The organism is Sphingomonas trueperi, assembly GCF_040545965.1.
In the GTDB taxonomy this organism is placed as follows: Bacteria; Pseudomonadota; Alphaproteobacteria; order Sphingomonadales; family Sphingomonadaceae; genus Sphingomonas; species Sphingomonas trueperi_C.
In genome coordinates, this window is sequence record NZ_JBEPMV010000003.1 from 252,288 (window position 1) to 278,988 (window position 26,701).

The window sequence follows — 26,701 nt, forward strand, 5'->3', positions numbered from 1 at the left end:
GCAGGAGCGGCCAGTCATACACGGGCCTGGAACGACTTAGGCTGGTCGACTCCTCTCACTTCGGGTGGCCAGCAACCACCCCTCGCAGCATTCAGCCTGCATCGGGCGGTCTCGTTCCTCACCGGATCGGAGGTCACCTAAATCACCGGCCCGACGCTTGACATCGATGGCGGCGCAACGGCGTAACGCGCAGGATCGGCCCCTCCTTGCGGCGGGAGGGGCCGTTGAGGCGAGAGGGAGACGGAGTCGAACGGACGTCCCTCAGCATCAGATCGTCGAGCGCACCGGCCGAACGATCAGCGTGTTGACGTCGACGTCCGCCGGCTGCCCCACCGCATAGGCTATGGCGCGAGCGATCGCATCCGGGGTGAGGGCGATGGCACGGAAATCGACCATCGCCTGAGCCGCCACGGGATCGGTGATCGTGTGGGCCAGTTCCGATTCCACCACGCCCGGCGCGATGATGGTGACGCGAATGTCGTCATGCTCCATACGCAGCGCCTCGGAGATCGCACGCACTGCATATTTGGTCGCGCTGTAGACACCGCAGGTCGGCCACACGGCGTAGCCACCGATCGAGGAGATGTTGACGAACTGGCCGCTCCCCTGCTCCTTGAAGCGCGGAAGCGCGGCGGCGATGCCGTGAAGGACGCCGCGGATGTTGACGTCGATCATCCGGTCCCATTCGTCGACCTTGAGGCTGTCGAAGCGCGAGAGCGGCATCAGGCCAGCATTGTTGACCAGCACATCAACCCGGCCATAGTCGGCTTCCGTCGCGGCGATGAACGCCTCGAAATCGGCGCGGTCGGTGACGTCGAGCGATCGGAAGGCGACCGTGCCGCCCGCCGCGTTCAGTTCCTCGGCCAGCGCGGCCAGCCTATCGGTGCGGCGCGCCCCCAGCATCAGCTTCGCGCCGCGCGTCGCCAGCAGCCGCGCCGTGCCTTCGCCGATGCCGCTGCTGGCGCCCGTGATGGCGATGACCTTGTTCTCAATAGCCATGATAGTCCTTTCGGTGCAGGCGGATCGAACCATCGATCCGATGCACCCGGATGGCGCCATCGGGATAGCGTGCGGTAGAACGGTCGTGCGAAATGATTGTACGATATTCCAGATTCGCAGCTGCGGGGTGGAGCGGCCGCCATCAGCTCTGTAGGTTGCCCGTCGATGATAGGAATCTAAAACAATGATGCATCGAGACCTGGCGGAGAAGATTGCCCGATATGCCGAGCGCGACGGCATCATCGACACGTCCATCCCGCGCCTTGCGCTGGTCCGCTCGGGCCAAAGCGGGGAGCCGGTGCATATGGTCCAGCGCCCGGCGCTGTGCATCATTGCGCAGGGGGGCAAGCGCGTGCTGCTGGGCGACGCAGTGATCGATTATGGTCCCGCCAGCTATCTCGTCGCCTCGCTCGACCTGCCGATCACCGGAGCCGTGACGCAGGCCAGCGCGGATGCACCCTATCTCTGCTTCTGCCTCTATCTCGACGCCGCTCTGCTGTCGGAGATCGCGCTGACCCTGCCGCCCCTGCCAGCCGCGGAGGATAGCGCCGCAATGACACTGCACCCCATGACGCCGGAACTGATCGACGCGGCGACGCGGATGACGGCGCTGCTCGGTGATCCGGCGAACGCACCGCTGCTCGCGCCGCTGGTCGAGCGGGAATTGCTGGTGCGGCTGATGACCGGAGCGGGGGGCGGTGCCCTGCGCGCGATCGCCAGCAGTGAAAGTCGCACCGGCCAGATCGCGCAGGCCATTGCCTGGCTCAAGGCCCATTTCCGCGAACCGTTCAGCGGGCCGCACCTTGCCGCCCTTGCCGGCATGAGCCTGTCGAGCTTCCACGACCATTTCCGCCGCGCCACCGCGATGACCCCGCTGCAATATCAGAAGCAACTGCGGTTGCAGGAAGCCCGGGCGCTGATGCTGGCCGATCGGCTCGACGCGGCAGAGGCAGGCTTCCGCGTCGGCTATGACAGCCCGTCGCAGTTCAGCCGCGAATATCGCCGCCTTTTCGGCGCTCCGCCCGTTCGCGACGTTGGGCGGCTGCGGGCAACGCCACAAATGGCGATCGCGATTTGAAGGAACGGCATGCTGCGTCCCTTACGGTTGTCGTCGCTATGCGGCGATTGCAACAACCTTCCCTCGCACCGGCGCAGCTATCAGTCCGGAAGTCGTTCTGTGACGGTACTGGCATAGCCTGGAGTATGCCATGAGGCCTTTTGAAAAGCTCATGGGGTCGTCGAATGTCGGGGGGTCAGGCGCGAATTCAAGATGAGTCAGTGTCCACTCTCGAAGCCGCGCTCCAGGTCGTGTTGTATCACGTCGCTGAGGTCGCGCGGGTCGAACCACTGGCTGCAGCTAGGACATTGCTCACGAGGCTCCTGAGCAATGTGCGGTGCAGAGCGGCGGGTCTGGTCGGTTTGAAATGCGGGGCCGTGCATCTTCAGTCCTCCTCGGTCCTCTGAGCATCCGCCTTTTTTATTTTGATTGCGTCCATTGCTGGCCTCGCAAAGATGCGTATTAGGGTTGGGAAGCATGTAAGGGTGAATAGTAAGAGCGCCCGCACCAACTGCGCACTCCATGCCGCGGCGTCCGCTTCTCGGGAGCTCGCGAGTAGCTCCCAGCGGCGGGAAGTGGGCGCGTTGCGGTCTGGCAGCTTCGTGCTAAGCGAACGGCAGGTTCGGACCGTAGCTGCCGTTCAAAGCCCGATCCGCGAACGGCGCATTCTGGTCGCCAGGCGCCCCCGAGGCGATCGCTGCTCAACGTTCCCAAAGCGTTGTTCAGCCGGCCAATCTGGCCATCGGAGAGCGATCATGGAAAAGCTTGAAACGGAATCCACCGCCGCCAGGCGCTCGGTCTGGAACGCGGAAAAACAGTCGGCGCGAAACGCGCTCTAAAGCCGAAGCAGATTTGGGAAATTCGATTCTATCTCAATCAGCGGCGCCGTTTGCGGGATCGGGCGCTGTTCGACCTGGCGATCGACAGCAAGCTCCGGGGCTGCGACCTGGTGCAGATGAAGATCGGCGACCTTGTCAGCGGCGGCCAGATCCGAACGCGGGCGATCGTGATGCAGCAGAAAACGGGCCAGCCTGTACAATTCGAGCTGCTTTCGGACGCGCGGGCCAGCCTGCTGGCTTGGCTCGAGCGGCGGGGCGGCACGGTCAACGACTATGTATTTCCCAGCAGGGTTGATCACGACGGGCATCTCAGTACTCACCAGTATGCCCGGCTCGTCGATGAATGGGTGACCGGAGTCGGGCTGATGCAAAGCGAGTATGGAACGCATTCGCTTCGCCGGACGAAGGCTTCGATCATCTACCGAGCTACCGGCAACCTGCGCGCCGTTCAGCTCCTCCTCGGTCATAGCAAGATCGAGAACACGGTGCGCTTTCTCGGGATCGACGTGGAAGACGCGCTCGCCCTTGCCGAAAATACCGAGATTTGATCGATCGGCTCCTCGCCTTTGGCGAGGGGCCGACATCACGACGCTCAAGACTTTCCCGCCCTTCCCACCAATCGTGTTGAAAGGCAGTTCTTGCCGGAAGCCGGCGACCCCTACACGGGCTTCCCTTGGTACCCCACATAAGGAGACAGCCCGGCCGCCAAAGCGAGCTGAAGGACCTCGGTCAGGCTGCTCGCGTCCAATCGGTGCATCAACTGCGCGCGGTGCAGTTCGACCGTGCGGGGGCTGATGCCGAGCGTCTGCGCGATCATCTTGTTCGTGCCCCCGTCAACCAGCCCGAGGAGCACCTCGCGCTCTCTCGGCGTCAGCCTGGCGATGCGGGCCGCCGCGCTCGCGTCGCGCGAGGTGGCGCGCGCGGTGCCCTGGCATGCGGCGATCGCATCCGCCAACGCGGTCTTGAGTGCGGCTTCGTCCCCGATGGGGAGGTAATCGACCGCGCCTGCCTTCATCGCGGCGACGGCGCAGCTTACATCGGCGTCAGCAATATCGAGCGCGATCGTCGGCAGGCTGATGGATCGTGCGCGCAACTCGCGGGGTACCGACAGCCCCTCGTCGCGCTTGCGACGCAGATCGATGAGCACGCATCCCGGAGCAAGTGCCGGCGCCAAGACCAGAAACGCCGCCGCGCTGGCGAAACTTTGCGCGCGATAGCCAAGTCCGCGCACCCAGCCGGTCAGCCTGCGTGCGTCCGCCGCCTTGCCGTTCACGATGTAGATGTGGCGCACCTCCTTCACGGTCAGGTCCTCGGTGATGCCGCCGATCTGCGTAACCGCGCCCGCGCTATCGAGGATCGGGAAGCTCGTATCGCGCAGCCGGCGCACCGCACCGTCCCGCGGGCGGATGAGACGATATTCGAACTGCACGACCTCACCGGCCGCGACTGCTGCCAGCGCGTGCTCGACCTGTTGGCGATCCTCGGGATGCACGTCCTGCATCCAGATCGCGAGGTCGTTCGGCGCCTCCGCGCACGGCATCCCCCAGATCCGCGCATAGGCGGCGCTGCGATAGGTGATGGTGCCGGTGGCGGGATCGCCAATCCAGATCAGGTTGGTGCTGTTGTCGGCAAAGCCGCGAAACCGCGCTTCGCTCGCGCGTATCGCCGCTTCGGCAACGCGCTGCTGCGTCACATCGACGGCCGCGCCGATAAAGCCGACGGCTCTGCCGTCCGCAAAGCTCGCCCGCCCGGACGTGGCGATATGACGCGTCACGCCGTCGTCCCGCCCGATCACCCGATATTCGATTGAATAGCTGCCGTCGCCCGCGGGATCGACACAGCGCGCGATCGCCTCCTGCACACGCGCGCGGTCCTCGGGATAAATGCCCGCCTCGAAGACGGCGCTGTCGGTTGCTGCGCCCGGCGGCAGGCCCCACATCGCCCGGAGCCGATCGTCCCATTCGAGCGCGCCGGTCAGCGGATCCCAGGCATAGATGCCGATGCCGACCAGTTCGGTCGCGGCACGCAGGCGTGCCTCGCTGGTGCGCAGCGATTCCTCGAAGGCCCGTCGCTCGCTGGTGTCGCGCGAGACTCCGACGACGAGTTCGACCGCGCCTGCTGCGTCGCGCACCGGTCCCCAGAGATAGGTGAAATAGGCGGCCTGGCCCGTGGGGCTGCGGAAGAAGACCTCGTTCTGGACGGTCACGCCCTCGGCGAAGATCTGATCAATGTGCCCGTTGAGCACCGCGGCCAGATCCTGCGGATAGTCGAGTTCCGCGAACGTCTTGCCCAGCATCGTCTCGGCGCTGAGCCCGAACAGCGCCAGCATCGCCCGGTTCGCGTAGACGAACCGCCGCTCTCGATCGAAGGCGTAAACATAGTCCGGAATGGCAGAGAGACTCGCCTCGAGGAAGCGGGCATGGTTTGCGAGCGCTTCTTCCGCTTTAAATGCCGGCTCTCGATCGCGCTGTACAACCGTCGACCGTGATTTTTCCAGCGCCACGCCGGCTTCTCCTCGGTCCTTGCCGGTGCAGCCGGCAACTGCCCCTCAGCGGGGAGAGTTCCCTAGGCATCGCCCGTATGTGCTCGTGGCAAGGCGAAACCTAGGTCGGGGACATCCAACCGAGGAGACCGGCATGAAAGCCCTAGTCTGGCACGGCAAGGAGGACATCCGATACGACACGGTGTCCGACCCTTCGCTCGAAGACCCGCGCGACGCCATAATAAGGGTTACGAGTTGTGCGATTTGCGGCTCGGACCTGCATCTCTTCCACAATCTCGTCCCCGCGATGCTGCCCGGCGACATCATGGGCCATGAGACGATGGGCGAGGTCGTCGAGGTCGGCAGCGGCGCAAAGGGCGCGTTGAAGAAGGGCGACCGCGTGGTGATCCCGTTCACCATCCAGTGCGGCGAATGCGACCAGTGCCGCCGCGGCAACTTCTCGGTGTGCGAGCGCACCAACCGCAAGAAGGAACTGGGCGACAAGGCGTTCGGCCATGCGACCGCCGGGCTGTTCGGCTATACTCATCTCACCGGCGGCTATCCCGGCGGCCAGGCCGAATATCTCCGCGTGCCCTTCGCCGACACCACGCACATCAAGGTGCCCGACGGCATCGACGACGAGAAGCTGCTGTTCCTCTCGGACATCCTGCCGACCGGCTGGCAGGCGGCGGTGCAGGCCGACATCCAGCCGGGCGACACGGTTGCCGTCTGGGGCTGCGGGCCGGTCGGGCAGATGACGATCCGCTCGGCCATCCTACTCGGCGCCGAGCAGGTGGTCGCAATCGATCATCTCCCGGAACGCCTGTCGATGGCCGCCGCCGCGGGCGCGATCACCATCAATTTTGAGACCGAGAGCGTCGTCGAGCGGCTGAACGAGCTCACCGACGGCAAGGGGCCGCACAAGTGCATCGACGCGGTCGGCACCGAAAGCCATGTCAATCTCGGCCAGCCCGATACGCTGCTCGATCGCGCCAAGCAGATGCTGATGGCGGAGAACGACCGGCCGCACGTGCTGCGCGAGATGATCTATGTCTGCCGCCCGGGCGGCGTCATCTCGATCATCGGCGTCTATCTGGGTTTGGTCGACAAGATCCCCATGGGCCAGGCGATGAACAAGGGCCTCACCTTCCGCATGGCCCAGGCACACGTGCCCCGCTGGACCGGCGACCTGCTGCGGCGGATCGAGGACGGGCAGATCGATCCGTCCTTCGTGATCACCCACAAGGTCGATCTCTCCCGCGGTCCCGAGATGTACGCGACCTTCCGCGACAAGGCGGACGGCTGCGTCAAAGTCATGCTCCAGCCCTGAAGGAGGCACCCATGTCCCTCACCAATCTCACCGGGATCGCGCGTTCGGAAGGCGATCCCAAGATCGAACACAAGGGCCCCAGTTCGCTCACCGGTGCCGACCGGCTCGCCCGCGCGCTCGGCTGGTTCTCGATCGGGCTCGGGGTCACCGAACTCGTGGCACCCGGCCGCATCGCCCGCACGCTGGGCCTGGAGGACAAGGAGGGCCTGATCCGTGCCTATGGCGCGCGTGAGCTGGCCAGCGCCATCCCGACGCTCTCGATCGACAAGCCCATCGGGCTGGCGGCGCGGCTCGGCGTCGATGCGCTCGACCTCGGCACGCTGGCGACGGCGCTGCGCAAGGACAATCCCAAGCGTCGCAACGCGGCCATTGCCACGGCGCTCGTCGCGGGCATCACCCTGCTCGATCTTGCCGCGCTGGCGGGGGTGAAGGCGGCCCACCAGCGCGAGGCGAGCAGCAACCGCGACTATTCCGATCGCTCGGGCCTGCCGCGCGGTGCGACCGCCTCGCGCGGCCTGGCCCGAAAGGATTTCGACATCCCGGAGGACTATCGCGCCGAGGGGACGGTGGCGGACGCGCTGCCGGCGCTTCCCGCATGAACGCCGCTGCTGCCGACACCAGGCTCGATGCCGCGGCGCGCGCCGCCGTGACGATCGGCCGGCCGGCCGAGGAACTGCGTGCGCTCTGGCTGGACCCCCAAACGCAGGTAAAGATCTGGACGCATTTCGCCGATGTGGTCGCACTCGACGACCGCACCGCCGACTGGCGCACCCATGGCCCGGCGGGCGGCGACTATCGATGGCGGACGGAAGTCGCGGACAGCGCGCCGGACGCGATCCGCTGGTCCTCGCTGGACGGCGCCGACGTGCCGAACACCGGCGACCTGTCCTTCCGTCCCGCGCCGGGCGAGCGCGGCACCGAACTGCATCTGAACGTGCGATTCGATCCGCCGGGCGGCCTGATCGGCGAAGCGGTCAGCAAGCTGTTCCACATCGTCCCGGCCGAGATCGTTGCCCACGCGCTGTACAAGTTCCGCGCGCTCGCCCTCACCGGCGAAATTCCCACCACCGACCCGCAGCCCGCCGCCCGCAAGGGCGGGGCCGATCACTAGGAGCAGGCCGATGCGCGCACTCTGCTGGAACCGAGGCAACGATCTCCGCGTCGAGACCGTCGCCGACCCCGAAATCCTCAACCCGAGCGACGTCATCCTCAAGGTCCGTCTTTCCACCACCTGCGGATCGGACCTGCACCTGATCGACGGCCTGATCCCGACGATGCGCGAAGGCGACGTGCTGGGCCATGAGTTCATGGGCGAGATCGTCGACGTCGGGCGCGCGGTGAAGAAGGTGAAACGGGGCGACCGCGTCGTCGTGCCTTCCTTCATCGCCTGCGGACAGTGCTGGTATTGCCAGCACGATCTCTATTCGCTGTGCGACACCAGCCACCCCAAGCCCGAACTGCAGGAGCCGCTGCTCGGCTACCCGACGGCGGGCATCTACGCCTATTCGCATGCCTTTGGCGGCTATGCCGGCAGCCATGCCGAATATGTCCGCGTGCCCTTCGCCGATACCGATTGTTTCGTCGTGCCCGACGGTCTCGCCGACGAGGACGCCCTCTTCATCTCGGATGCCGCCCCGACCGGCTTCATGGGTGCCGACTTCTGCGACATCCAGCGCGGCGACGTGGTTGCGGTCTGGGGCTGCGGCGGAGTCGGCCTGATGGCGCAGCAAAGCGCGATGATCCTCGGTGCCGAACGCGTGATCGCGATCGACCAATATCCCGAGCGGCTCGCCCAGGCGGCGGCGTTCGGCGCCACGCCGCTCGACTTCACCCAGGTGGACGTGCTTGAGGCGCTGAAGGAACTGACCGGCGGGCGCGGACCCGACGCGTGCATCGATGCGGTGGGCATGGAGGCGAGCGGCACTGGACTCCAGCACGCCTATGACCGGGTGAAGCAGGCGCTCTATCTGGAGACCGATCGCGGCACGGCGCTGCGCCAGGCGATGCTGGCGGTGCGCAAGGGCGGCACGCTGTCGATCCTCGGCGTCTATGGGCTGATGGACAAGTTTCCGCTCGGGGTCCTGATGAACAAGGGCGTCACCGTGCGGACGGCGCAGCAACACGGCCAGGCCTACGTGCCGCGCCTGCTCGAACACGCGCTCCGCGGCGAGCTCACCCCGGCCGCGCTCGCCACGCATCGCTTCTCGCTCGAGGACAGCGCCAAGGGCTATCACATGTTCAAGCACAAGGAGGATGGCTGCCTGCGCGCCGTCTTCATGCCTTGAGGCCCCAGAAGGCTTCCGAGCGATGCTGATCGAGCAGATCCTAGGCGCGGCGCTGACCCTGCTGTTCCTCGCCGACATCTTCCTGACCGTGCTCTATGCCCGGGCGGGCACGGGGCTGCTCGCACCGCGCTGGAATCGCATGGTGTGGGCGGTGCTTCGCGGCCTCGCCAGGCGCGCCGGCAGGCGCCGCGGCACGATCCTGTCGATGGCCGGACCACTGATTGTCGTGTCACTGATTGGCTTCTGGGCGCTGGGTCTCACGCTGGGCGCGGCGCTGGTCATCCAGCCGGAGCTCGGCACCGCCATTCGCCCGTCCAGCGGGGAGACGCCGAGGGATTTCGTCACGGCATTGCTCGTTGCGGGAAACAGCCTGTCGATCGTCGGCGGGGGCGACTATGCTCCGCACAGCGCGGGCACGCGGCTGCTGTTCCTGATGAACTCGCTAATCGGCGCGTCGGTGCTGTCGCTGGTGCTGAGCTATCTCGTCCAGGTTTATTCGGGGCTGCGCGAGCGCAACGCGCTGGCGCTGACCATTGACCTGATGACCGGCGGTACCGGCGACGCGGCGGTGATGCTCGCCCGCCTCATGCCCGGCGGCAAGATGGACGACGCGACCAGCGAACTCGCCAATCTCGCCCGCTCGCTCGCGGCCACCAAGGAGGCGCATCATTTCTATCCGCTGCTCTATTACTTCCGCTTCGAGGAGCCGCGCTACGCGGTGTCGCGGTTCAGCTTCGTCCTGCTCGACCTGGTCACACTGATCGATACCGCACTAGATCCGCACCGCTATGGGGCCCTTCGCGGTTCGGCCGCCGTCCGCTCGGTGGCGTTGGGCGCAGACATGTTGATCGAGACGCTCGACGCCAATTTCCCTACGCTCAAGGGGCGTCAAGAAGACGCCGCCGAGACGTGGCGGCTACGCCAGAGCTTCCTCGCGGCCGTACAAACGCTGAGGAGCGCCGGCATCGTCGTCGATGCCGATACCGTCGACGGCTATCTGGCCGAACGCCATCGCTGGGAGCCGCGGATCCGGCGCGTGGCGCCGACGCTCGGCTACGCCATGCGCGAGGTCGATCGCCGATCTGGCGAAGCCCGGCACCGGCCGGAGCCCTGATGCGCGGGCGCATTTCCCGAAAGCCTAGCGAAGGTTGGCGGCCAGAAAGTCCACAAATACCCGCACGCGCGCAGGTACATTGGGCCCGCCGACGAACACCGCGTGAATCTGCTCGACATCGCCTGGGTTGAACGCCTCGAGGAGCGGCACGAGCGTGCCGTTCGCGATCTCCTCGCCCACGCTGAAGGCGCCCACCCGCGCGATGCCGACTCCGAGCGCCGCCAGTTGCCCGAGCGTCTCGCCGTTGTTGGCCTCGAAGCCGCCGCGCACCGATAGCGCGAAGTCATGGCCCTCGCGGCGGAACGGCCAGACGGGTTCGGAACGACGGAAGCTGAAGTTCAGGCAATTATGGGCGAACAGGTCCTCGGGTACGCGGGGCGTGCCGTGGCGCGCGAGATAATCGGGGGCGGCGACGATCACCCGCCGGGTCTCGCCGAGCTTGCGCGCGGTGAGGGAGCTGTCCGGGAGCGGCCCGAACCGCACCGCGACATCGGCCTGCCCGGCGGCGATGTCGACCAGCGTATCGGTCAATGCGATGTCGATCAGGATGTCGGGGTACAGCGCGGCAAACTCGCCGAGTAGTGGCACGACGCACAGTCGCCCATGCGACAGCGCGGCGCTGACCCGCAGTCGCCCCCGCGGGCTGCCCTGGTCGGCGATCTGCTGCTCCGCGTCGTCGAGATCGGCGAGGATCCGACGCGCGGCCTGCAGATAGGCGTAGCCCTCGGCGGTGAGCGTGAGCGCGCGGGTAGAGCGCAGCAGCAGGCGCACGCCTAGCCGCGCCTCGATGCGGTCGACGGCGCGCGCCACCGCCGAAGGACTCATGCCCAACTGTCGGCCCGCTGCCGAGAAGCTGCCCCGCTCGATCACTGCGGCGAACAATGCCAAGGCATGCGCCCGATCGCCGCCGCCGTTCAGCTTTGCGTCCATTGCACAAATCCTTCGCGTTCGCGCCAGCTACACCTTCACCGTTCTGCCGTCCATTTTTGTCCTGAACAAGCAACAGGACGATGATCATGGAATATCGGCAATTGGGACGATCGGGCCTGCGCGTGCCCGCGCTCAGCTTTGGCGCAGGGACGTTCGGCGGCCAGGGGCCGCTGTTCAGCGCCTGGGGCCAGAGCGATGCGACCGAGGCACGCCGTCTGATCGACATCTGCCTCGATGCCGGGGTGACGCTGTTCGATACCGCCGACGTCTATTCCGGCGGCGCTTCGGAGGAGATTCTGGGCGAAGCAATCCGTGGCCGCCGCGACGCGGTGCTCGTTTCGACCAAGGCAGGTCTGCCGATGGGCGACGGCCCCCAGGATTGGGGCGCCTCCCGCGCCCGGCTAATCCGCGCGGTCGAAGATGCGCTGCGACGGCTGGGCACCGATCATATCGACCTGCTCCAGCTCCACGCCTTCGACGCCTCCACCCCGACCGAGGAAGTGATGGGCACGTTCGACCTGCTGATCGCTTCGGGCAAGGTTCGATATGCCGGCGTTTCCAACTATCCCGGCTGGCAGGTGATGAAGGCGCAGGCGGTGGCGGAGCGCCATGGCTGGCCGCGGCTGGTCGCCCACCAGGTCTATTATTCGCTGATCGGCCGCGCCTATGAGGCGGATCTGATGCCGCTCGCCGCCGATCAGGGCGTGGGCGCGCTGGTTTGGAGCCCGCTCGGCTGGGGCCGGCTGACCGGCAAGATCGGCCGCGGTCGCCCGATCCCCGAAGGCAGCCGCCTGCATGCAACCGAACAATTCGCACCGCCGGTCGAGACCGAGCATCTCTACCGCGTCGTCGATGCGCTGGAGGCGGTTGCCGCGGAGACCGGCAAGACCGTGCCGCAGATCGCGATCAACTGGCTGCTGCAGCGCCCGACCGTATCGTCGGTGATCCTCGGCGCACGCGACGAGGCGCAGCTGCGCCAGAATCTGGGCGCCGTCGGCTGGGCGCTGAGCGCAGAGCAGATTGCCACGCTCGATCGCGCCAGCGAAGTGCAGCCGGCCTATCCGCACACCCCCTATCGCCAGCAAGAGGGTTTTGCCCGCCTGGCACCGAGGCTCGTATGAAGAACCAACTGGGCCTGCTGGCCCTTGCCGTCGGTGCGTTCGGCATCGGCGTGACCGAATTCGCACCGATGGGGCTGCTGCCCGTCATCGCGAAGGATCTGCAGGTGTCCATCCCCGCGGCGGGGCTGCTGATCAGCGCCTATGCGGTGGGCGTGATGCTCGGCGCGCCGCTGATGACGCTGACCACCGGGCGGGTGCCGCGGCGGATTCTGCTGATCGGCCTGGCGGGCATCTTCACCGCGGGCAACCTGCTTGCGGCGCTGTCCGACAGCTATGCGATGCTGCTCGTCGCACGCGTGCTCACCTCGTTCAACCACGGCGCTTTTTTCGGCGTCGGGTCGGTCGTGGCGGCAGGGCTGGTCCCGCCCGAGCGCCGGGCCAGCGCCGTCGCATCGATGTTCATGGGGCTGACCATCGCCAATGTGGTGGGCGTGCCGCTCGCCACCTGGGCGGGCGAGCATCTTGGATGGCGCGCGTCCTTCTGGGGAATCGCCGCTCTCGGCGTGCTGACGATGGCCGCACTGCGCCTGACCCTGCCTGCCCTCCCCGCGCCTTCGGGCGGCAACGTCCTCGCAGAACTCCGGGTGCTCACCCGCAAGCAGGTGCTGGGCGCGCTGGCGCTGACCGTGGTCGGATCGAGCGCGATGTTCACCGTGTTCACCTATATCACGCCGATCCTGCGCGACGCGACGCATGCGTCGCTGGGCTTCATCACCGCGATGCTCGTGCTCTATGGCCTCGGGCTCACGGCGGGCAACTGGCTGGGCGGGCGGTTCGCCGATCGCTCGGTTGACCGTACCTTGCTGATCACGCTGGCCGGCCTCTCCGCCATCCTGATCGCCTTTGCCCTGCTGATGCCGCAGGCCGGCCCGAGCGCGGTGCTGATCTTCCTGTGGGGAGTCGCAAGCTTCGCACTGGTGCCGCCGCTGCAGGTGCGGGTGATGACCGCGGCAGCGGATGCGCCCAACCTCGCCTCTGCGGTCAATATCGGCGCGTTCAACCTCGGCAATGCGTCCGGTGCAGCGCTGGGAGGCGGCGTGATCGCCGCGGGGCTCGGCTATCCGGCAGTGGCGATGGCGGGCGCGGCGACGTCGCTGATCGGGCTGGTGGCGCTATGGACGACCAGCCGCCGTAAAGCTGTGCAGCAACCCGACTGGCAACGCGATTCTCTAGCCGTCACTGAGAAGGGATGACGTTCAAGACTTCCTCGCCAGTGACGTTGGGCGCCGCTTGGCGAGAATGCCAGCGTGATACTCGCGAGCAGCATATGAACAACGACTGTTTCGGGATCGTTCGACAATATCTCAAACGATCCAGATTGAGCGCGCTGCTCCCAGGGCAAATAGAGGGAATGGCAATGGCAGCTGTTGTCAGGAACTGACATCGTAAAGGAGGCGGGGAACGGCGCATTCTGGTCGCCAGCTGCCGAACAATCGTGGGACATCTCCGGTGTTCGTAGTTGCCTAACCTGATCGCGTTTGTGCTTCGAACCCGATTTACGAAAAGGGGAGTGGGGCCTGACCCCTGGGGCTCAATTTTTGCTGCAGTGCGGTAAGCAACTGTTTTAAGTAGCGTATTTCGGCCGGTTGGTTTCCCTTCACCGCTCCAATTCTCGATCTCACGACAGCCCACAGAGCTTTGTAAACCGCGCAAGTCTGCGGTATTTTTCGGGCTGTCCGGTACGTGATCGCTCGTCTCATCGCATTGAATCGCAACTGCAGATGGGGCCTCCTCAGAAATCGCGGGCCCCTCTTTTTTGCACGATCCCCAAAGTGGGTGGGCCCCGGGATGAGAGGCTCGAACCATGCCTTTGAGCGATATGGCGATCCGGAAGACCAAGACCCGCGCCCCCAGAAGACACGCGAACGAAAACAAGGCCTGCGGGGGGCTCGGAGGTTCATCAATTTCCCGTCTGAAGGAGAGACGCCGGCAGGGCCGGAATGCCGTGCCGAGGCTCAGCCTGCGCTGCGCAGCGCCCGCGCGGCGGTGTAGCGATTGACCGGCACATCGAGCCCCAGGGTGACGCGGAAGGTCTGGCCGGGATGGTCGTGTTTGTAGATGCCGCGGCGCTGGAGTTGCGACCCTAGAGCATCACCTGCGGCCCGCGCAGCATGTCGACCCGCTCGAGATGGACGAACGCGCTGATCGTGGCCATCGCCGTTCGTTAGATGAGGCCGCGCGGAGCATCGGGATCGGCTTCCTCGACGACATTGCCTCTCGGCAGCGCGGAGGCGTCGCCCCGCGCGCGCTCGGCAAAGGCCTGGTGGATCACGCTGCCCGGCGGCACGCTCTCGGTGAGCCAGACATTGCCGCCGATCACCGCCCCCGCCCCCACCGTGACGCGCCCGAGGATCGTCGCGCCCGCATAGATCACGACATCGTCCTCGACGATCGGGTGCCGCGCCACGCCCTTGGTGAGGGTGCCGTCCTTCTCCGAGGGGAAGCTGCGCGCGCCCAGCGTGACCGCCTGGTAGATGCGCACGCGCTCACCGACGATCGCGGTCTCGCCGATCACCACGCCGTTGCCGTGATCGATGAAGAAGCTGCCGCCGATGCTGGCGCCGGGATGGATGTCGATGCCGGTCTGCGAATGGGCGATCTCGGCGATCACCCGGGCGATCAGCGGCGCGCCGTGCCGGTACAGGCTGTTCGCCAGCCGATAGGGAATCACCGCCTGGATGCCGGGGTAGCAGATCAGCACCTCGTCGACACTGCGCGCCGCCGGATCGCCGGCATAAGCGGCCTCGATATCGGTGTCGAGCACGCGGCGGATAGCCGGCAGTTCCTTGGCGAACGCCGCGACGATACGCCCGGCTTCCGCCCGCGCTTCGGCTTCGGGGGTCGTGCAGCGCGCGACGATTTCCAGCTGCACCTGGTCGCGCAGGGCCGCCAGCGCGCGGCCGAGCGCCTGCTCGACATAGCTCGCCTCGTTCTCGGCCAGCACCGAGCTCGGCCCCAGCCGCAGCGGAAACAGCGCGCCCGAAAGGTCGGAGAGGATCAGCTCCAGTCGCCGTCGCGACGGGAATCGCACCAGTGCGCACGGGCCCGGCCGGTAGGCGGCGCGCCAATCCTCGCGGGCGGCGAACAGCCCCGCTGCGATCTCCACGACGTTCCACTCGTCCGTATCGAGGCGGGTGTCTTCGTATTTCCCCGTCATCGAGGCGAGGCCGACCCGCCCCGGCGGGCGCTGGAGCTCGCTTCCATGAAACCGCAATGCACTGTCATGGTTGGCACGATATTCCCACTGGTGCGGTGTGAAAGCGATAAGAGCTACGCCGCGTGAAAGGCGAAGTTGCTCCTCTCGCATCGCGCTCGCAACTATCAACGGGGCGGACACAGCCTTTGATCCGCCGGTCTGTCGGCGTCCTTTGCTCCCGGCAATCCGACGGCGTGGCGGCTATGATCCTGCGGACATCAATCGCCTATACTCGATCGCCAGACGACCATGCTCGACCGGCTCGGCATCGCCGCCGAGGTTCGCCCGAAAGGCCGCATGATCCCCGCCACGCCGGTGGGCGAGATCGTCGCGCAGGGGCAGGCCGAGCTCGGCTTCCAGCAGCTCAGCGAGCTCAAGCCGGTGAAGGGCATCCGCATCGTCGGGATGCTGCCGGAATCGCTGCAGAAGGTGACGCCCTTCTCCGCCGGCGTCGTCGCATATTCCCGGCATCCGAAGGCGGCGCGCTCGCTGATCGCCTATCTCGCCTCGCCCCGCGCCTACGCGATCATCCGCGACAGCGGACTTGAGCCTGCGTCGCAGAAAGTACAGCCATGAGCCAGATTCCTTCGCTCTATGCCGAGAACGCCGGCGCCGCGCCCGAGCTCGCCGAACGGCGCAGCTCCGCCTTCAAGTCGATATTCATCGTTGCCAGCGGCAACTTCCTGGAGATGTTAGACTTCATGGTGTTCGGCGGAGGAGACCGAGGCCTTTCTGAAGCGCAAGGCCCGGCCCGACCTCCGCGAGATCGTCCGCACCGTCGGCGCCAACTGGGGCCTGGTGACGCAGGGCACCTTCATGGTGGTGATGACCACCGTGTTCTTCTACATGATCACCGCCTACACCCCCACCTTCGGCAACAAGGTGCTGGCGCTGGGGCCAGGCGAGAGCCTGTTCGTCACTGCCTGTGTCGGCATCACCAACTTCACCCTGCTGCCGGTGATGGGCGCGCTGTCGGACCGGATCGGACGCAAGCCGCTGCTGATCACGGCGACGCTGCTCGGCATCCTGCTCGCCTATCCGCTGATGCGCTGGCTGGTCGATGCGCCCAGCTTCGGGCGCCTGCTCACCGTCGAGCTGCTGCTTGCCGCGATCTACGCGACCTATAACGGAGCGTTCATCGTCTATCTGACCGAGGTGATCCCGGCGCATGTCCGCACCGTCGGCTTCAGCCTGGCCTATAGCCTGGCGACGGCGGTCTTCGGCGGCTTCACGCCGGCGATCAGCACCGCGCTGATCGGCGCGACCGGCGACAAGGCGATCCCGGGCGCCTGGTGTGCCCTCGCCGCGCTGCTCTCGCTGCTGGCGCTGCTGATCGGCGCCCGGGACGCACCCGCGACGCCCTAGGTCGCGGCGCGGTCGCTGCGCCTGGGTATGCAAGGCGCGATCGGCAGTCACGTGGCCTATGTGCGGGAGGGCAATTCCGCCGATGCCGAGGTGACGATCAAATCCGCGCTGGGGATGAACTGATATCCCGACAATTTCGTGCGACTGCAGCTGAACGCGATCGATTGGACGATCGTCAGTCCGGATGCCAAGGGCGTGATCGTCATCAACCACGGCCAGAGCGTCGAGGGTCGCGCGCAGATCGCTTTTTGATGCGCCGGACAACGGAAGGATGCGTAGAACGGCATGCGGTGGAGACGACGTAATTTGGCTTCGATGAGCGCGGACGTCGGCGACGGCCTGGCGCCCGCGGTCGAGGCGGTGACCACGCCGGCCAAGCCCGAACGGGGTAGCGGCAGCGGCTACCGCGCGATCGCACTCGTCGTCGCCGCGGCGCTGTTCATGCAGCAGCTCGACGGCACCGTGCTCACCGTCGCCCTGCCGACCATGGCACGCGACCTCGGCACCTCCGCGACTAGCCTCAGCCTTGCGCTGACCAGCTACCTACTCGCCCTTGCGCTGTTCATCCCGGCGAGCGGCACGCTGGCCGACCGGTTCGGATCGCGCACCATCTTCTGCGCGGCGATCGCCATCTTTCTCGCCGGCTCGATCCTCTGCGCGCAGGCGGGGACGCTGCCGACTCTGGTCGCCGCGCGCTTTCTGCAGGGGATCGGCGGCGCGATGATGGTGCCCGTCGGCCGGCTGGTGCTGCTCCGCAGCGTCGCCAAGGAAGACATGGTCCAGGCGCTGTCCTGGCTGGTGATGCCGGCGCTGATCGGCCCGATTCTGGGGCCGCCGCTGGGCGGTTTCATCGTCACCTGGCTCGACTGGCGCTGGATCTTCTACCTCAACCTGCCGATCGGCATCGCCGGCATCATCGGCGCCATGCTGCTGGTGCCCGAGATCCGCGGCGACGCCCGCCCGCGCTTCGATACCAGCGGCTTCTTCCTCTCCGGCGTGGCGCTGGGCTGCCTGCTGTTCGGCTTCGAACTGTCGAGCTATCCCGGTACCGGCAGGGTGGCGGTTGCGCTGCTCGGCATCGGGCTGGTCTTCGGCCTCGGCTATGTCTGGCATGCCCGCCGCGCCAGCGACCCGATCCTCGATCCGCGGCTGATGCGGATCGATACCTTTCGACTGTCAACCATTGCCGGCTCGCTCACCCGCATCACCCAGGGCGCGCAGCCCTTCCTGCTGCCGCTGATGTTCCAGTTGGGCTTCGGCTTCTCCGCCGCGACCACCGGCACGATCACCATGGTCGGCGCGATCGGCGCGCTGGCGATGAAGGCGCTGGCGCCCCGCGTGTTGCGCCACTGGGGATTCCGCGACAGCCTGATCGTCTCCGGCGTGGCGAGCAGCCTCGGCTATGCCAGCTGCGCCTTGTTCCGACCGGACTGGCCGGTCGGCGCAATGGTGGCGGTGCTGGCGCTTTCGGGATTTTTCACCTCGTTCCAGTTCACCGGCTACAACGCGATCGCCTATGCCGATGTCGAGAAGCAGGAGATGAGCGCAGCGACCAGCCTCTACGCGACCTTCCAGCAGCTGACCCTGTCGCTCGGCATCTGCACCGCAGCGACCGCGCTCGAGTTGGGACCGCGGCTGGCGCACCGTGCGCAGCTTCATCTTGCCGATTTCTCGCTGGCCTTCGTGATCGTGGCGGGGATCTCCGCCTCTGCGCTGTTCTGGAACTGCCGCTTCGCGCCCGACGCCGGCGCGGCGATGAGCGGACATCGCGGGGCCGCACGCTCGGAGCAGTGAAAAAGCGCCCCAGGAGCTTCAGCAGGGCGTGCAACCGGTGACCGATCCAGGGCGAAGCGTGCCCTCTTCATGCGAGTGCGGCGGCACTCGTATCGCCGCATCCTCCGTGAACAAGCAGGTTTACGCTTGAACCAAGCGTCTCGAATCCTCCAGGGTGTGCCCAAAGGATGCCGAGGCGGGAGAGACGACATGCGTAAGATACTGGCCGTATTGGCGCTTTTCGCGTCGGCGCAAAGCTTGCCGGACCCGCATCTGCCCAAGCCGATCCAGGATTCCGTCGCGCCGACACTGCCCCAAGGCTTGCAGCACGCAGTCCTGATCGTGTCCAAGACCAATGGCTGGCGCCATATCGAGCATATCCCGCACTCGAACAGCGTGCTCGCCAACATCGCCAAGGATCTCGGCCGCGCAAGCTTCGTCACCGAGAATGCGGCGGTCTTCAACGACGAGCAGCTGCGCCACTTCTCCGTGGTGGTGCTCAACAGCGCGAGCGGCGACTTCCTCACGCCCGAGCAGCGCGCGGCCTTCGCGCGGTTCGTCGCGCGTGGCGGCGGCGTCGTGGCGCTACATGCGGCGGGCGACAACAGCCATACCGACCCGTGGTATGTCCAGACGGTGATCGGCACGACGTTCATCGGCCATCCGGGCGGCGCCGATCACCTCCAGTCCGCGCAGCTGCTGGTCGACAAGCCGGACCATCCCGCCATGGCCGGCGTGAAGCTGCCCTGGTCGCTGGTCGACGAATGGTATTCCTTCGATTCCAACCCTGCCGCGAAGGGCATGACCGTGCTCGCCAGGATCGACGAGGCGAGCTATCGGCCGGGCGCCAAGCTGGCGATGGGCGTCCATCCGGTGATTTGGGTCAACCCTTCCACCAAGGGACGCGTCTTCTATTCGGCACTCGGCCATTCGCCCGAAGCCTATGATGATCGCAATTATCGGCGCATCCTCACCAACGCCATCCGCTGGGCTGCACGCTAGTCGACAACGCCAGCCAAACTGATCGCTGCCAATTGTTGATTTCATCGCCTTGGCTGCACCGCTTTGAACAAGCGATGCAGCCTTTTCTACGCCGTAGCGTCAGTGAAGGCAGACAGCCGCCCCAACGCGGTACAAAATCACAACCTAGAGTGATCAGAACGATATAAACTGATCGTTGGAAACACTGGTTCTGCAACCGCATCTGTGCCTCACCAAGGAGACACACGGTGACCACGCAGAGCCTATCCCGCCCCTTCCCCCTGCCCGGCAGCACCCTGCTGCCCGGCCTGGGGCTGTGCCTGACCGTTACCGGTGGCGCCTTCGTGCTGCAGCGGATCGAGGAGGCGGTGTTCGGACGCGCCTGGCTGGAAGCGCTGGTTCTCGCCATCCTGATCGGCACCGCCGTGCGGACCGCCTGGACGCCGGACAAGCGCTGGTTTCCGGGCATCACGTTCAGCGCCAAGTTCCTGCTCGAACTCGCCGTCATCCTGCTCGGCGCCTCGGTAAGCGCCGCGACGATCCTCGCCGCCGGGCCGGGCCTGCTGATCGGCATCGCGGGCGTGGTCTGCGTGGCGATCGCCAGCAGCTATCTGATCGCCCGGATGCTGCGGCTGCCGAAGCGCATGGCGCTGCTCGTCGCCTGCGGCAACTCGATCTGCGGCAACTCCGCCATCGCGGCGGTGGCGCCGGTGATCGGTGCGGACGGCGACGACGTCGCGGCCTCGATCGGCTTCACAGCGGTGCTCGGCGTGGTCGTCGTCCTGGCGCTGCCGCTGCTCGCCTTCGGCCTCCACCTGAGCGGTCACCAGTTCGGCGCGCTGGCCGGTCTCACCGTTTATGCCGTGCCGCAGGTGATCGCCGCCGCTGCGCCGGGTGGTGCCGCCGCCGTCCAGATGGGGACGCTGGTCAAGCTGGTACGCGTGCTGATGCTCGGCCCGGTCTGCCTGATCCTTTCGCTGATCGCGCCCAAGCTGCGCGAGGAAGCCGACGAACTGCTCCCGCACGTCACCACCGGCGAACGCCCTGCCCGTGGCCGGCCGCCGCTGCACCACCTGGTGCCCTGGTTCATCCTCGGCTTCCTCGGCCTAGTCGGCCTGCGGTCCTTCGGCCTGATCCCGCAAGCGGCCCTGGCTCCGGCGAACGAGGCCGCGACGCTGCTCACCGTCGTCTCGATGGCCGCTCTGGGCCTTGGGGTCGACGTTCGCACGGTGGCCCATGCCGGCGGCCGGGTGACCGCCGCGGTGGTCCTCTCGCTCCTCATGCTCGGGGCGATCAGCCTCGGCCTGATCCACTTGCTGGGGCTCTCCTGACCCTGCCCGCCCCGGCCCCGGCGCGCTCGCAGCGGCGACCATCAGGAAGCCCCCCCTGCCCTTCCTTGCTGCGCGCTCCCGGAAGCATGACGTCCGGAAGTTCATCCGCTATGGATGGCATACCAAATACAGGACCACCGGATGGGAGCATCGTCTCAGCCGCCAGTCCGGCTGCTTGAGACATGCACGAATGCGCTTCGAAAAATCCGCCCTGCCGTCCCTCGATCCACCGACGAACGCCGCGAAGGTCTCGCCGATGGCACCGGGGACGGAAGCATTGGATCGGCGGCAGCGACAGCGAATCTGCCTCGCGGTTGCGGTGGGGAGCTGTTTTGAGCTGTATGACTTCGTTCTGTTCAGCCAGTTCGCGGTCGTCCTTTCCCGGCTCTTTTTCCCCGCCCATGATCCGGTCACGTCCCTGATGCTGACCTTGTCCACCTTTGGGGTCGGCTTCGTGACCCGCCCGATCGGCGCGGTCGTTTTCGGAGTCTATGCCGACAAACAGGGGCGGCGCGCCGCGGTCGTCCTGACGCTGGCGCTGATGACCCTGGGCACCGCAATGGTCGCCTGTGCGCCCGTCTATGCCTCGGTGGGGGTGCTGGCGCCGATCCTCCTAGTGACGGGGCGATTGATTCAGGGCTTCGGGATCGGCGGCGAAGTGGGGCCGAGTGCGGCGATCCTGCTCGATCTTGCGCCACCATCGCAGCGAACCTCCTATGTAAGCATCTTCATGGCCGCGCAGGGCGTGGCGGCGATATTGGCGGGACTGACCGGCCTGTGGCTGAACGCCACCTTCAGTGCCGCCGCCATCGAGAGCTGGGCATGGCGCCTTCCCTTCTTGTTCGGGCTCTTGCTTGGGCCCGTGGGCATGATGCTGCGGAGCGCATCCTATTTCCCCGAGAAGGCGCGCAGCAAGGCATCGCCCCTGCGGGATGTACTGACCAGGCACAAAGCCGGCGTCGGGATCGGCCTGGTCATGTTCATGTCGGGCACCTCCACCACCTATGTAGCGATCTTCTACATCCCGACCTATCTCTCGGGCATCCTCGGCATGCCGGTCCATACGGGCTTCGTCGCCGGGGCCTGCGCGGGCACGGTGATGGCGGCGATGTCGCTGCTGGGCGGCCGGCTTGCGGACAGCATCTTCTCCGCCCGCGGGCTCGCGATGCTGGGGTCGGGCGGGCTGGCGATCCTTTCCGTGCCGGCGTTCACGATCCTGTCCCGATCGCCGGGTCTGCCATGGATCCTGGTGATCACCAGCGTGCTGATCTGCCTGAACGGCCTGCAGGCCGGGGCGACCCTGATCATGATCCTGCGCGCCTTCGCCGATCAGGTCCGCGCGACGGGTCTTGCGCTGGTCTATGGCCTGGGCGTCCTCGTCGGCGGCTTTGCCCAGTTGGCGGTGACCGGGCTGATGCGCGCGCTCGGCACCCATTCCGCACCGGGCTATTACATGCTGGTCTGTTCGGCGCTCAGTTTCATCGCCTTTGCCACGGCGCGAGGACCATCACGCACGCGACAATGAGCGTGGCGGGCCGGTCAGCCCGCAGTCCGTTCGCCATCCAATACGTGCGGCGCGAGGAACGGCACGGTGAAGGTCACGCGCGCACCCGAGGGGTCGCTCTCGATATCGAGGACGCCGCCATGATCCTCGACGATGCGCCGGCAAATCGAAAGTCCCAGGCCCAGCCCTTCGCGCTTGGTGGAGAAGAAGGGCGTGACAGCTGCGGTCAGGTCGGCAAAGCCGGGCCCGGTGTCGGCGATGCTGAAGTGGCAGCTGTCCTGCGTTTCCCGAACCGCGATCTGGATCCGGCGTTCCCCCGCCCCATGGACCTGCCCCGACATCGCCTGGATGGCGTTGATGACAAGGTTTACGACGACCTGCTTTATCTGGATCGGATCAACGCTGATCGGGCGGAGACCGGTCTGTGCCGAGACGCTGACGCTGATCCCCTGCCGCCGGCTTTCGGGTTCGACGAGTGCGATTGCTTCAGACAGGAGCTTCGTCGGATCGACCGCGCTGAGGTGATGCGGGGCGCTGCGCGAGAAATCCCGCACGCGCGCGATCACTTCCCCGGCGTGATTGGCGTTGGCCAGCACCTTGCGGGTCAGCGCGGCCGCTTTCTCCACCCGCGGCGGCTCGTGCGAAAGCCATTTGTCCATGGCGCCGGCCAGTATGGCGATGGAACTGATGGGCTGCGACACCTCATGGGTCATCGACGCGACGAGCTCGCCCACCAGCGACAGGCGTCCTGCATGGTTGAGGTTGGCACGCGCCAGATCGAGTTCCGCCTGGGCCTGCTTCTGGCGCGAGACATCGACCGCAAAGAAATAGACGCGGTTGAAATTGGCCGGGTCTTCGGGAAGCGTGGAGCGCCAGAGAATCGGCGTCCGGTTGCCGAGCGCGCTGGGCAGATCCCGCTCGCCTTCGCAACGCCGCTCGCCGCCGACGATCGCCTTCACGACCTGGCCCGTGGGATCCGCCGGTAGCAGCATGTGCACGATCGACTGAAGATGCGCGATGTCGCGAACCCCCAGCAATTGCAGCGCCGCCGGGTTTGCGTCCACGATGCTGTGCATGCCGCGCAGGCGATGCAGATAGGTCTCGTCTTCCTCGATCCTCTGGTTCAGGCGCTCGACGTCGTTGCCGAAATCCTGCAGCACGACCTCGCGGATCTTCGACCAGTCCTCGCACAAGATGGCGATGGGAGAGTCCAGGAATACGTCCGGATGGTTCATTAACGCAGGTCAACTCTTGGGAAAGGCCACGCAGGGACTGCCATCGAAGCCAGCCGGGAGATCATTCCTTCGCCTTGCGCATCGTACAGGCACAGCCTTTGGCTGTGCGGCAGTTCGCGCAATGGCGGCGGAGCGTCAACATATACCACCTACCGTATTCCCTAACCCGCACGCCAGCCCAAAAGCCAGAGGGACGGGGGTAGCGGATGGGACAGTTTCAAGGTCATATGGAAATCCACGAGCGGGACCGGAACGTGCCGGCTCGACGCACCCCGGCTGCGCATGGCAGGCGCGGCGCAAGAATCCTGGCATTTCCGACCTGCATGGCGTCGATCATCGCGCCGGCCATGGCGCAGCAGGCGCCGGCAGCGCCGGGTGGCGAGCCTTCGACCTCGGAAATTACGGTTACCGGCTCCCGGGTCTATGACGGCCGTGCAGCCACCGTCCCCGTATCGGTACTCGGCGAGCGCGACATTGCCGCGCAGAATCCCGGCAACCTGATAGATCTCCTGGCGCAGTTGCCGGCGATCACACCCGGAAGCACGCCGGGCAACAGTTCGGGCAACATGTCCAATGGGCTGGCCGGGATCGCCGCGGTCAATCTGCGCGGCCTTGGCACGACGCGAACGCTGGTGCTGATCGACGGGCAGCGCACCGTCGGCGCGGCGATCAACGGCGTCGTGGACATCAATACCATCCCGCAGGGGCTCGTCCGCGGGGTCGAGGTGGTGACCGGGGGCGCATCGGCTCAATATGGTTCGGATGCGATCGGCGGCGTCGTCAACTTCATCCTGGACACGGACCGTCGCGGAACCGAGGTAAAGCTTGACCAGGGCATCTCCACCTATGGCGACGGCGCGTACCGGCGGGTGGGCGTAACCTCGGGCCTGTCCCTCCTCGACGGCAGGATCAGGATCCTGCTGAGCGGCGAGTATTTCGACCAGGACGGCGTCGACACGATCGCCCGCCCCTGGAACGCGCGCGGCTATTTCCAGATCAACAATCCGGCCTATTCGCCAGGCAACGGCCAGCCCCAGCGCATCGTCGGCACCGGGGTCGCGCCTGCCACATATGCGCCCGGCGGGCTGGTGACGTCGGGACCGCTACTGGGCACGCAGTTTCTGGGCGCCGGCGCCACGACGACCCTGCGCTATGGGCAGTATGCGCCGGCGATCGGCGCCTGGATGGTCGGCGGCGATACGTCCTCGACGCTGGCGGGCCATGTCGGAACCAACGCGCTGATCCCCCAGGAACATCGGATCAGCCTGTTCCAGCGCAGCACGATCGATCTGGGCGGCGCGACGTCGCTGGCGGTCGAGGGGGCGTGGAACCGCTATGCGGGAGAAAGCGCCTACCAGCAGACGCCAAGTACCGGCGTCACCATCGCGGCGGACAATGCCTATCTGCGCGCGCAATACCCCCAGATCGCCGCCCGCATGGACTCGCTCGGCCTGAAATCCTTGTCGATCGGCACCAGCAATGCCGGCTTCCCGGTGCCGGGAAGCAGCAACCGGCGCGACGTGTTCCGGCTGTCGGGCACCCTGCACGGCGACGTCGCGCTGCTCGGCGGGCGCTTCCAATGGGATGTGCATGCCCAGCATGGCGAGACATCGGCGCGCGAGCGGCTGAGGAACGTCTGGAACCTGCAGCGCATGCAGCTCGCGCAGGACGCCGTGGCGACAGCGAACGGGCCGGTCTGCCGTTCCACGCTCACCGAACCCGCCAATGGCTGCATTTCGATCGACCGGCTGGGTACGGAGGGCTCCTCAAGCGCGGCGCTGGCCTATGTAATCGGCCCCGGCCAGCCGGAGCGGACGGAACGGCTGACGCAGGATCTCGTGAGCATGCGACTCCAGGGGCCCCTGTTCGCGCTTCTCGGCGGCAACGCGGTTCTCGCCGCGGGCGCGGAGTGGCGGCGCGACGCGATCTCGTCGCGGGTCGCCGATCCCTATCGGTCAGGCTGGCTGTACGGCAACTATCAGCCTGCCCACGGGTCCAATAACGTGGGAGAGGCCTATCTCGAACTCGGCCTCCCCATCCTGTCCTCCGTTCGGATCGACGGCGCCGCCCGGCTTGCCCGCTACTCCACCTCCGGCTGGGTCGGGACGTGGAAGCTCGGCGCGGCATGGGAGCCGCTCCCCGGCGTGCGGCTGCGCGGCAATGTCAGCCGGGACGTGCGGGCACCCAATCTCGCAGATCTCTATGCGGGCGCCACCTCGCGGACCAACAGCGTCGTCCTGCCGGCGAATGCACCGGCGGCGGGCACGGTATCGATCGTCGAACTCACCCTCCCCAATGCCGAACTGAAGCCCGAACGGGCGAGAAGCTGGACCGCGGGGATGGTCTTCACCCCGCATCTCATCGAAGGACTGACGGCATCGGTCGACTATTTCGCGATCTCCATCCGCGATGCGATCGGCGCAGCGACCGCCCAGCAGACGGTCGACCTCTGCTATTCCGGCGCGAGCGTCTATTGCGCCAACCTCCTCTCCTCCGGTGGAATGCCCACATCGGTACTGGTGCGCCCGGTCAATTTCGCGCGGCAATCCGAGCGCGGGATCGATTTCCACGCCAGCTATGCGATCCCGCTGGCGCACATCGCCCGCAGCCTGCCCGGAGAATTTCGCGTCGATGGCGCGGCGACGCATTACATCGACAATGTCGTCGATAACGGGATCTACCCGGTCGATTATGCCGGCGTGAACGGCGACAGCACGTTCAACAGCCCCGCCATGCCGAGCTGGGTCTTCCGCGCCAGCGCTTTCTGGTCGATCGATCCCTTGACGTTCAACCTGGTGGCGCGGGGGTTCGGCTCGGGGGTCTACAGCAACAGCTATGTCAGTTGCACGTCCGGATGCCCGGCGTCGACTGCCCAGCATCGCACGATCAACGACAATCGGATCAGCGGCATCACCTATCTGGATGCATCGGTGCGCGTTGATTTCGGCGCCCCGCGCCGCGAGCGGTCACTGACGCTGGCCGTGACGAACCTTCTCAACAAGGCCCCGGTGCTTGTCGGCAACGGCCCGGACGGCAACAACTGGCCGGCCTATGCGCAGACCAACCGGCTGCTCTACGATGTGGTCGGGCGGGTATTCCGGCTGACGATGCGCATCGGCTTTTGAGGCCTGTGCAGCACGCACCTACTCGACGCGCCGG

At 66.4% G+C, this 26,701-nt stretch carries 20 protein-coding genes and 1 pseudogene; 16 read left to right on the plus strand and 5 right to left on the minus strand.

Features of this window, described 5'->3' with window-relative positions:
* Positions 1-267: 267 nt before the first annotated feature.
* Positions 268-999, minus strand: a complete 732-nt coding sequence (locus ABIC35_RS08855; RefSeq protein WP_121075080.1) for an SDR family oxidoreductase — start codon at positions 997-999, stop codon at positions 268-270.
* 184 nt (positions 1,000-1,183) lie between these two features.
* Between ABIC35_RS08855 and ABIC35_RS08860 the strand changes: the two genes are divergently transcribed.
* Both ABIC35_RS08860 and ABIC35_RS08865 read left to right on the plus strand, forming a co-directional pair.
* Entirely contained in the window at positions 1,184-2,077 is an 894-nt protein-coding gene (locus tag ABIC35_RS08860; protein WP_121075077.1) for an AraC family transcriptional regulator, read from the plus strand.
* A 734-nt stretch (positions 2,078-2,811) separates the two neighbouring features.
* Positions 2,812-3,443: pseudogene (locus ABIC35_RS08865) on the plus strand (tyrosine-type recombinase/integrase).
* A gap of 110 nt (positions 3,444-3,553) precedes the next feature.
* On the opposite strand, the gene ABIC35_RS08870 reads toward ABIC35_RS08865, so the two are convergent.
* Positions 3,554-5,398: a PAS domain S-box protein gene (locus ABIC35_RS08870; protein ID WP_121075071.1), complete on the minus strand. Its 1,845-nt coding sequence runs from the start codon at positions 5,396-5,398 to the stop codon at positions 3,554-3,556.
* A 133-nt stretch (positions 5,399-5,531) separates the two neighbouring features.
* On the opposite strand from ABIC35_RS08870, the gene ABIC35_RS08875 reads away from it, so the two are divergent.
* Genes ABIC35_RS08875 through ABIC35_RS08895 form a run of 5 tightly spaced genes read left to right on the plus strand, consistent with a single transcriptional unit; the run spans position 5,532 to position 10,106 of the window.
* Positions 5,532-6,707: a zinc-dependent alcohol dehydrogenase gene (locus ABIC35_RS08875; protein WP_121075068.1), complete on the plus strand. Its 1,176-nt coding sequence runs from the start codon at positions 5,532-5,534 to the stop codon at positions 6,705-6,707.
* Between the two features lie 11 nt (positions 6,708-6,718).
* On the plus strand, positions 6,719-7,306 hold the full coding sequence (locus tag ABIC35_RS08880; RefSeq protein WP_121075065.1) for a hypothetical protein: 588 nt from the start codon (positions 6,719-6,721) through the stop codon (positions 7,304-7,306).
* Complete coding sequence (locus ABIC35_RS08885; protein ID WP_121075062.1) at positions 7,303-7,818, plus strand: SRPBCC family protein; 516 nt, start codon at positions 7,303-7,305, stop codon at positions 7,816-7,818. The genes ABIC35_RS08880 and ABIC35_RS08885 overlap by 4 nt, the downstream gene beginning before the upstream one ends.
* Before the next feature lie 10 nt (positions 7,819-7,828).
* Positions 7,829-8,992, plus strand: coding sequence for a zinc-dependent alcohol dehydrogenase (locus tag ABIC35_RS08890; RefSeq protein WP_121075059.1), 1,164 nt, complete (start codon positions 7,829-7,831; stop codon positions 8,990-8,992).
* A gap of 22 nt (positions 8,993-9,014) precedes the next feature.
* Positions 9,015-10,106: an ion channel gene (locus ABIC35_RS08895; protein WP_121075056.1), complete on the plus strand. Its 1,092-nt coding sequence runs from the start codon at positions 9,015-9,017 to the stop codon at positions 10,104-10,106.
* Positions 10,107-10,130: 24 nt separating this feature from the next.
* Here ABIC35_RS08895 and ABIC35_RS08900 read toward each other — a convergent pair whose 3' ends face one another.
* Complete coding sequence (locus ABIC35_RS08900) at positions 10,131-11,036, minus strand: LysR family transcriptional regulator (protein WP_121075053.1); 906 nt, start codon at positions 11,034-11,036, stop codon at positions 10,131-10,133.
* An 86-nt stretch (positions 11,037-11,122) separates the two neighbouring features.
* On the opposite strand from ABIC35_RS08900, the gene ABIC35_RS08905 reads away from it, so the two are divergent.
* Positions 11,123-12,157 carry an aldo/keto reductase gene (locus ABIC35_RS08905; protein ID WP_121079212.1) on the plus strand — a complete coding sequence of 345 codons (1,035 nt, stop codon included), beginning with the start codon at positions 11,123-11,125 and terminating at the stop codon, positions 12,155-12,157.
* Positions 12,154-13,350: an MFS transporter gene (locus ABIC35_RS08910; protein ID WP_121075050.1), complete on the plus strand. Its 1,197-nt coding sequence runs from the start codon at positions 12,154-12,156 to the stop codon at positions 13,348-13,350. Before ABIC35_RS08905 ends, ABIC35_RS08910 begins: the two co-directional genes overlap by 4 nt.
* Before the next feature lie 971 nt (positions 13,351-14,321).
* Here ABIC35_RS08910 and epsC read toward each other — a convergent pair.
* On the minus strand, positions 14,322-15,314 hold the full coding sequence (gene epsC, locus ABIC35_RS08915) for a serine O-acetyltransferase EpsC (protein WP_121079210.1): 993 nt from the start codon (positions 15,312-15,314) through the stop codon (positions 14,322-14,324).
* Between the two features lie 267 nt (positions 15,315-15,581).
* Here epsC and ABIC35_RS08920 point away from each other — a divergent pair, with 267 nt between their 5' ends.
* From ABIC35_RS08920 to ABIC35_RS08945, 6 genes are all read left to right on the plus strand, one after another.
* On the plus strand, positions 15,582-15,929 hold the full coding sequence (locus ABIC35_RS08920) for a molybdate ABC transporter substrate-binding protein (protein ID WP_354278446.1): 348 nt from the start codon (positions 15,582-15,584) through the stop codon (positions 15,927-15,929).
* A gap of 189 nt (positions 15,930-16,118) precedes the next feature.
* On the plus strand, positions 16,119-16,718 hold the full coding sequence (locus tag ABIC35_RS08925; RefSeq protein ID WP_354278447.1) for an MFS transporter: 600 nt from the start codon (positions 16,119-16,121) through the stop codon (positions 16,716-16,718).
* Between the two features lie 315 nt (positions 16,719-17,033).
* Positions 17,034-18,512: a DHA2 family efflux MFS transporter permease subunit gene (locus ABIC35_RS08930; RefSeq protein ID WP_121075047.1), complete on the plus strand. Its 1,479-nt coding sequence runs from the start codon at positions 17,034-17,036 to the stop codon at positions 18,510-18,512.
* A 189-nt stretch (positions 18,513-18,701) separates the two neighbouring features.
* Positions 18,702-19,493 (plus strand): ThuA domain-containing protein, encoded by a 792-nt coding sequence (locus ABIC35_RS08935; RefSeq protein ID WP_121075044.1) that lies wholly within the window; start codon positions 18,702-18,704, stop codon positions 19,491-19,493.
* Between the two features lie 227 nt (positions 19,494-19,720).
* Positions 19,721-20,803 carry a YeiH family protein gene (locus ABIC35_RS08940; RefSeq protein WP_220667336.1) on the plus strand — a complete coding sequence of 361 codons (1,083 nt, stop codon included), beginning with the start codon at positions 19,721-19,723 and terminating at the stop codon, positions 20,801-20,803.
* A gap of 190 nt (positions 20,804-20,993) precedes the next feature.
* The gene (locus ABIC35_RS08945) at positions 20,994-22,328 is read left to right on the plus strand and encodes an MFS transporter (RefSeq protein WP_121075041.1); all 1,335 of its coding nucleotides are present in this window, start codon (positions 20,994-20,996) and stop codon (positions 22,326-22,328) included.
* A gap of 14 nt (positions 22,329-22,342) precedes the next feature.
* Here the strand turns inward: ABIC35_RS08945 and ABIC35_RS08950 are convergent, their stop codons facing one another.
* Entirely contained in the window at positions 22,343-23,542 is a 1,200-nt protein-coding gene (locus ABIC35_RS08950) for a sensor histidine kinase (RefSeq protein WP_121075038.1), read from the minus strand.
* Between the two features lie 323 nt (positions 23,543-23,865).
* Here ABIC35_RS08950 and ABIC35_RS08955 point away from each other — a divergent pair, with 323 nt between their 5' ends.
* Positions 23,866-26,667, plus strand: coding sequence for a TonB-dependent receptor plug domain-containing protein (locus ABIC35_RS08955; protein WP_121075035.1), 2,802 nt, complete (start codon positions 23,866-23,868; stop codon positions 26,665-26,667).
* The last annotated feature ends 34 nt before the right edge of the window (positions 26,668-26,701 follow it).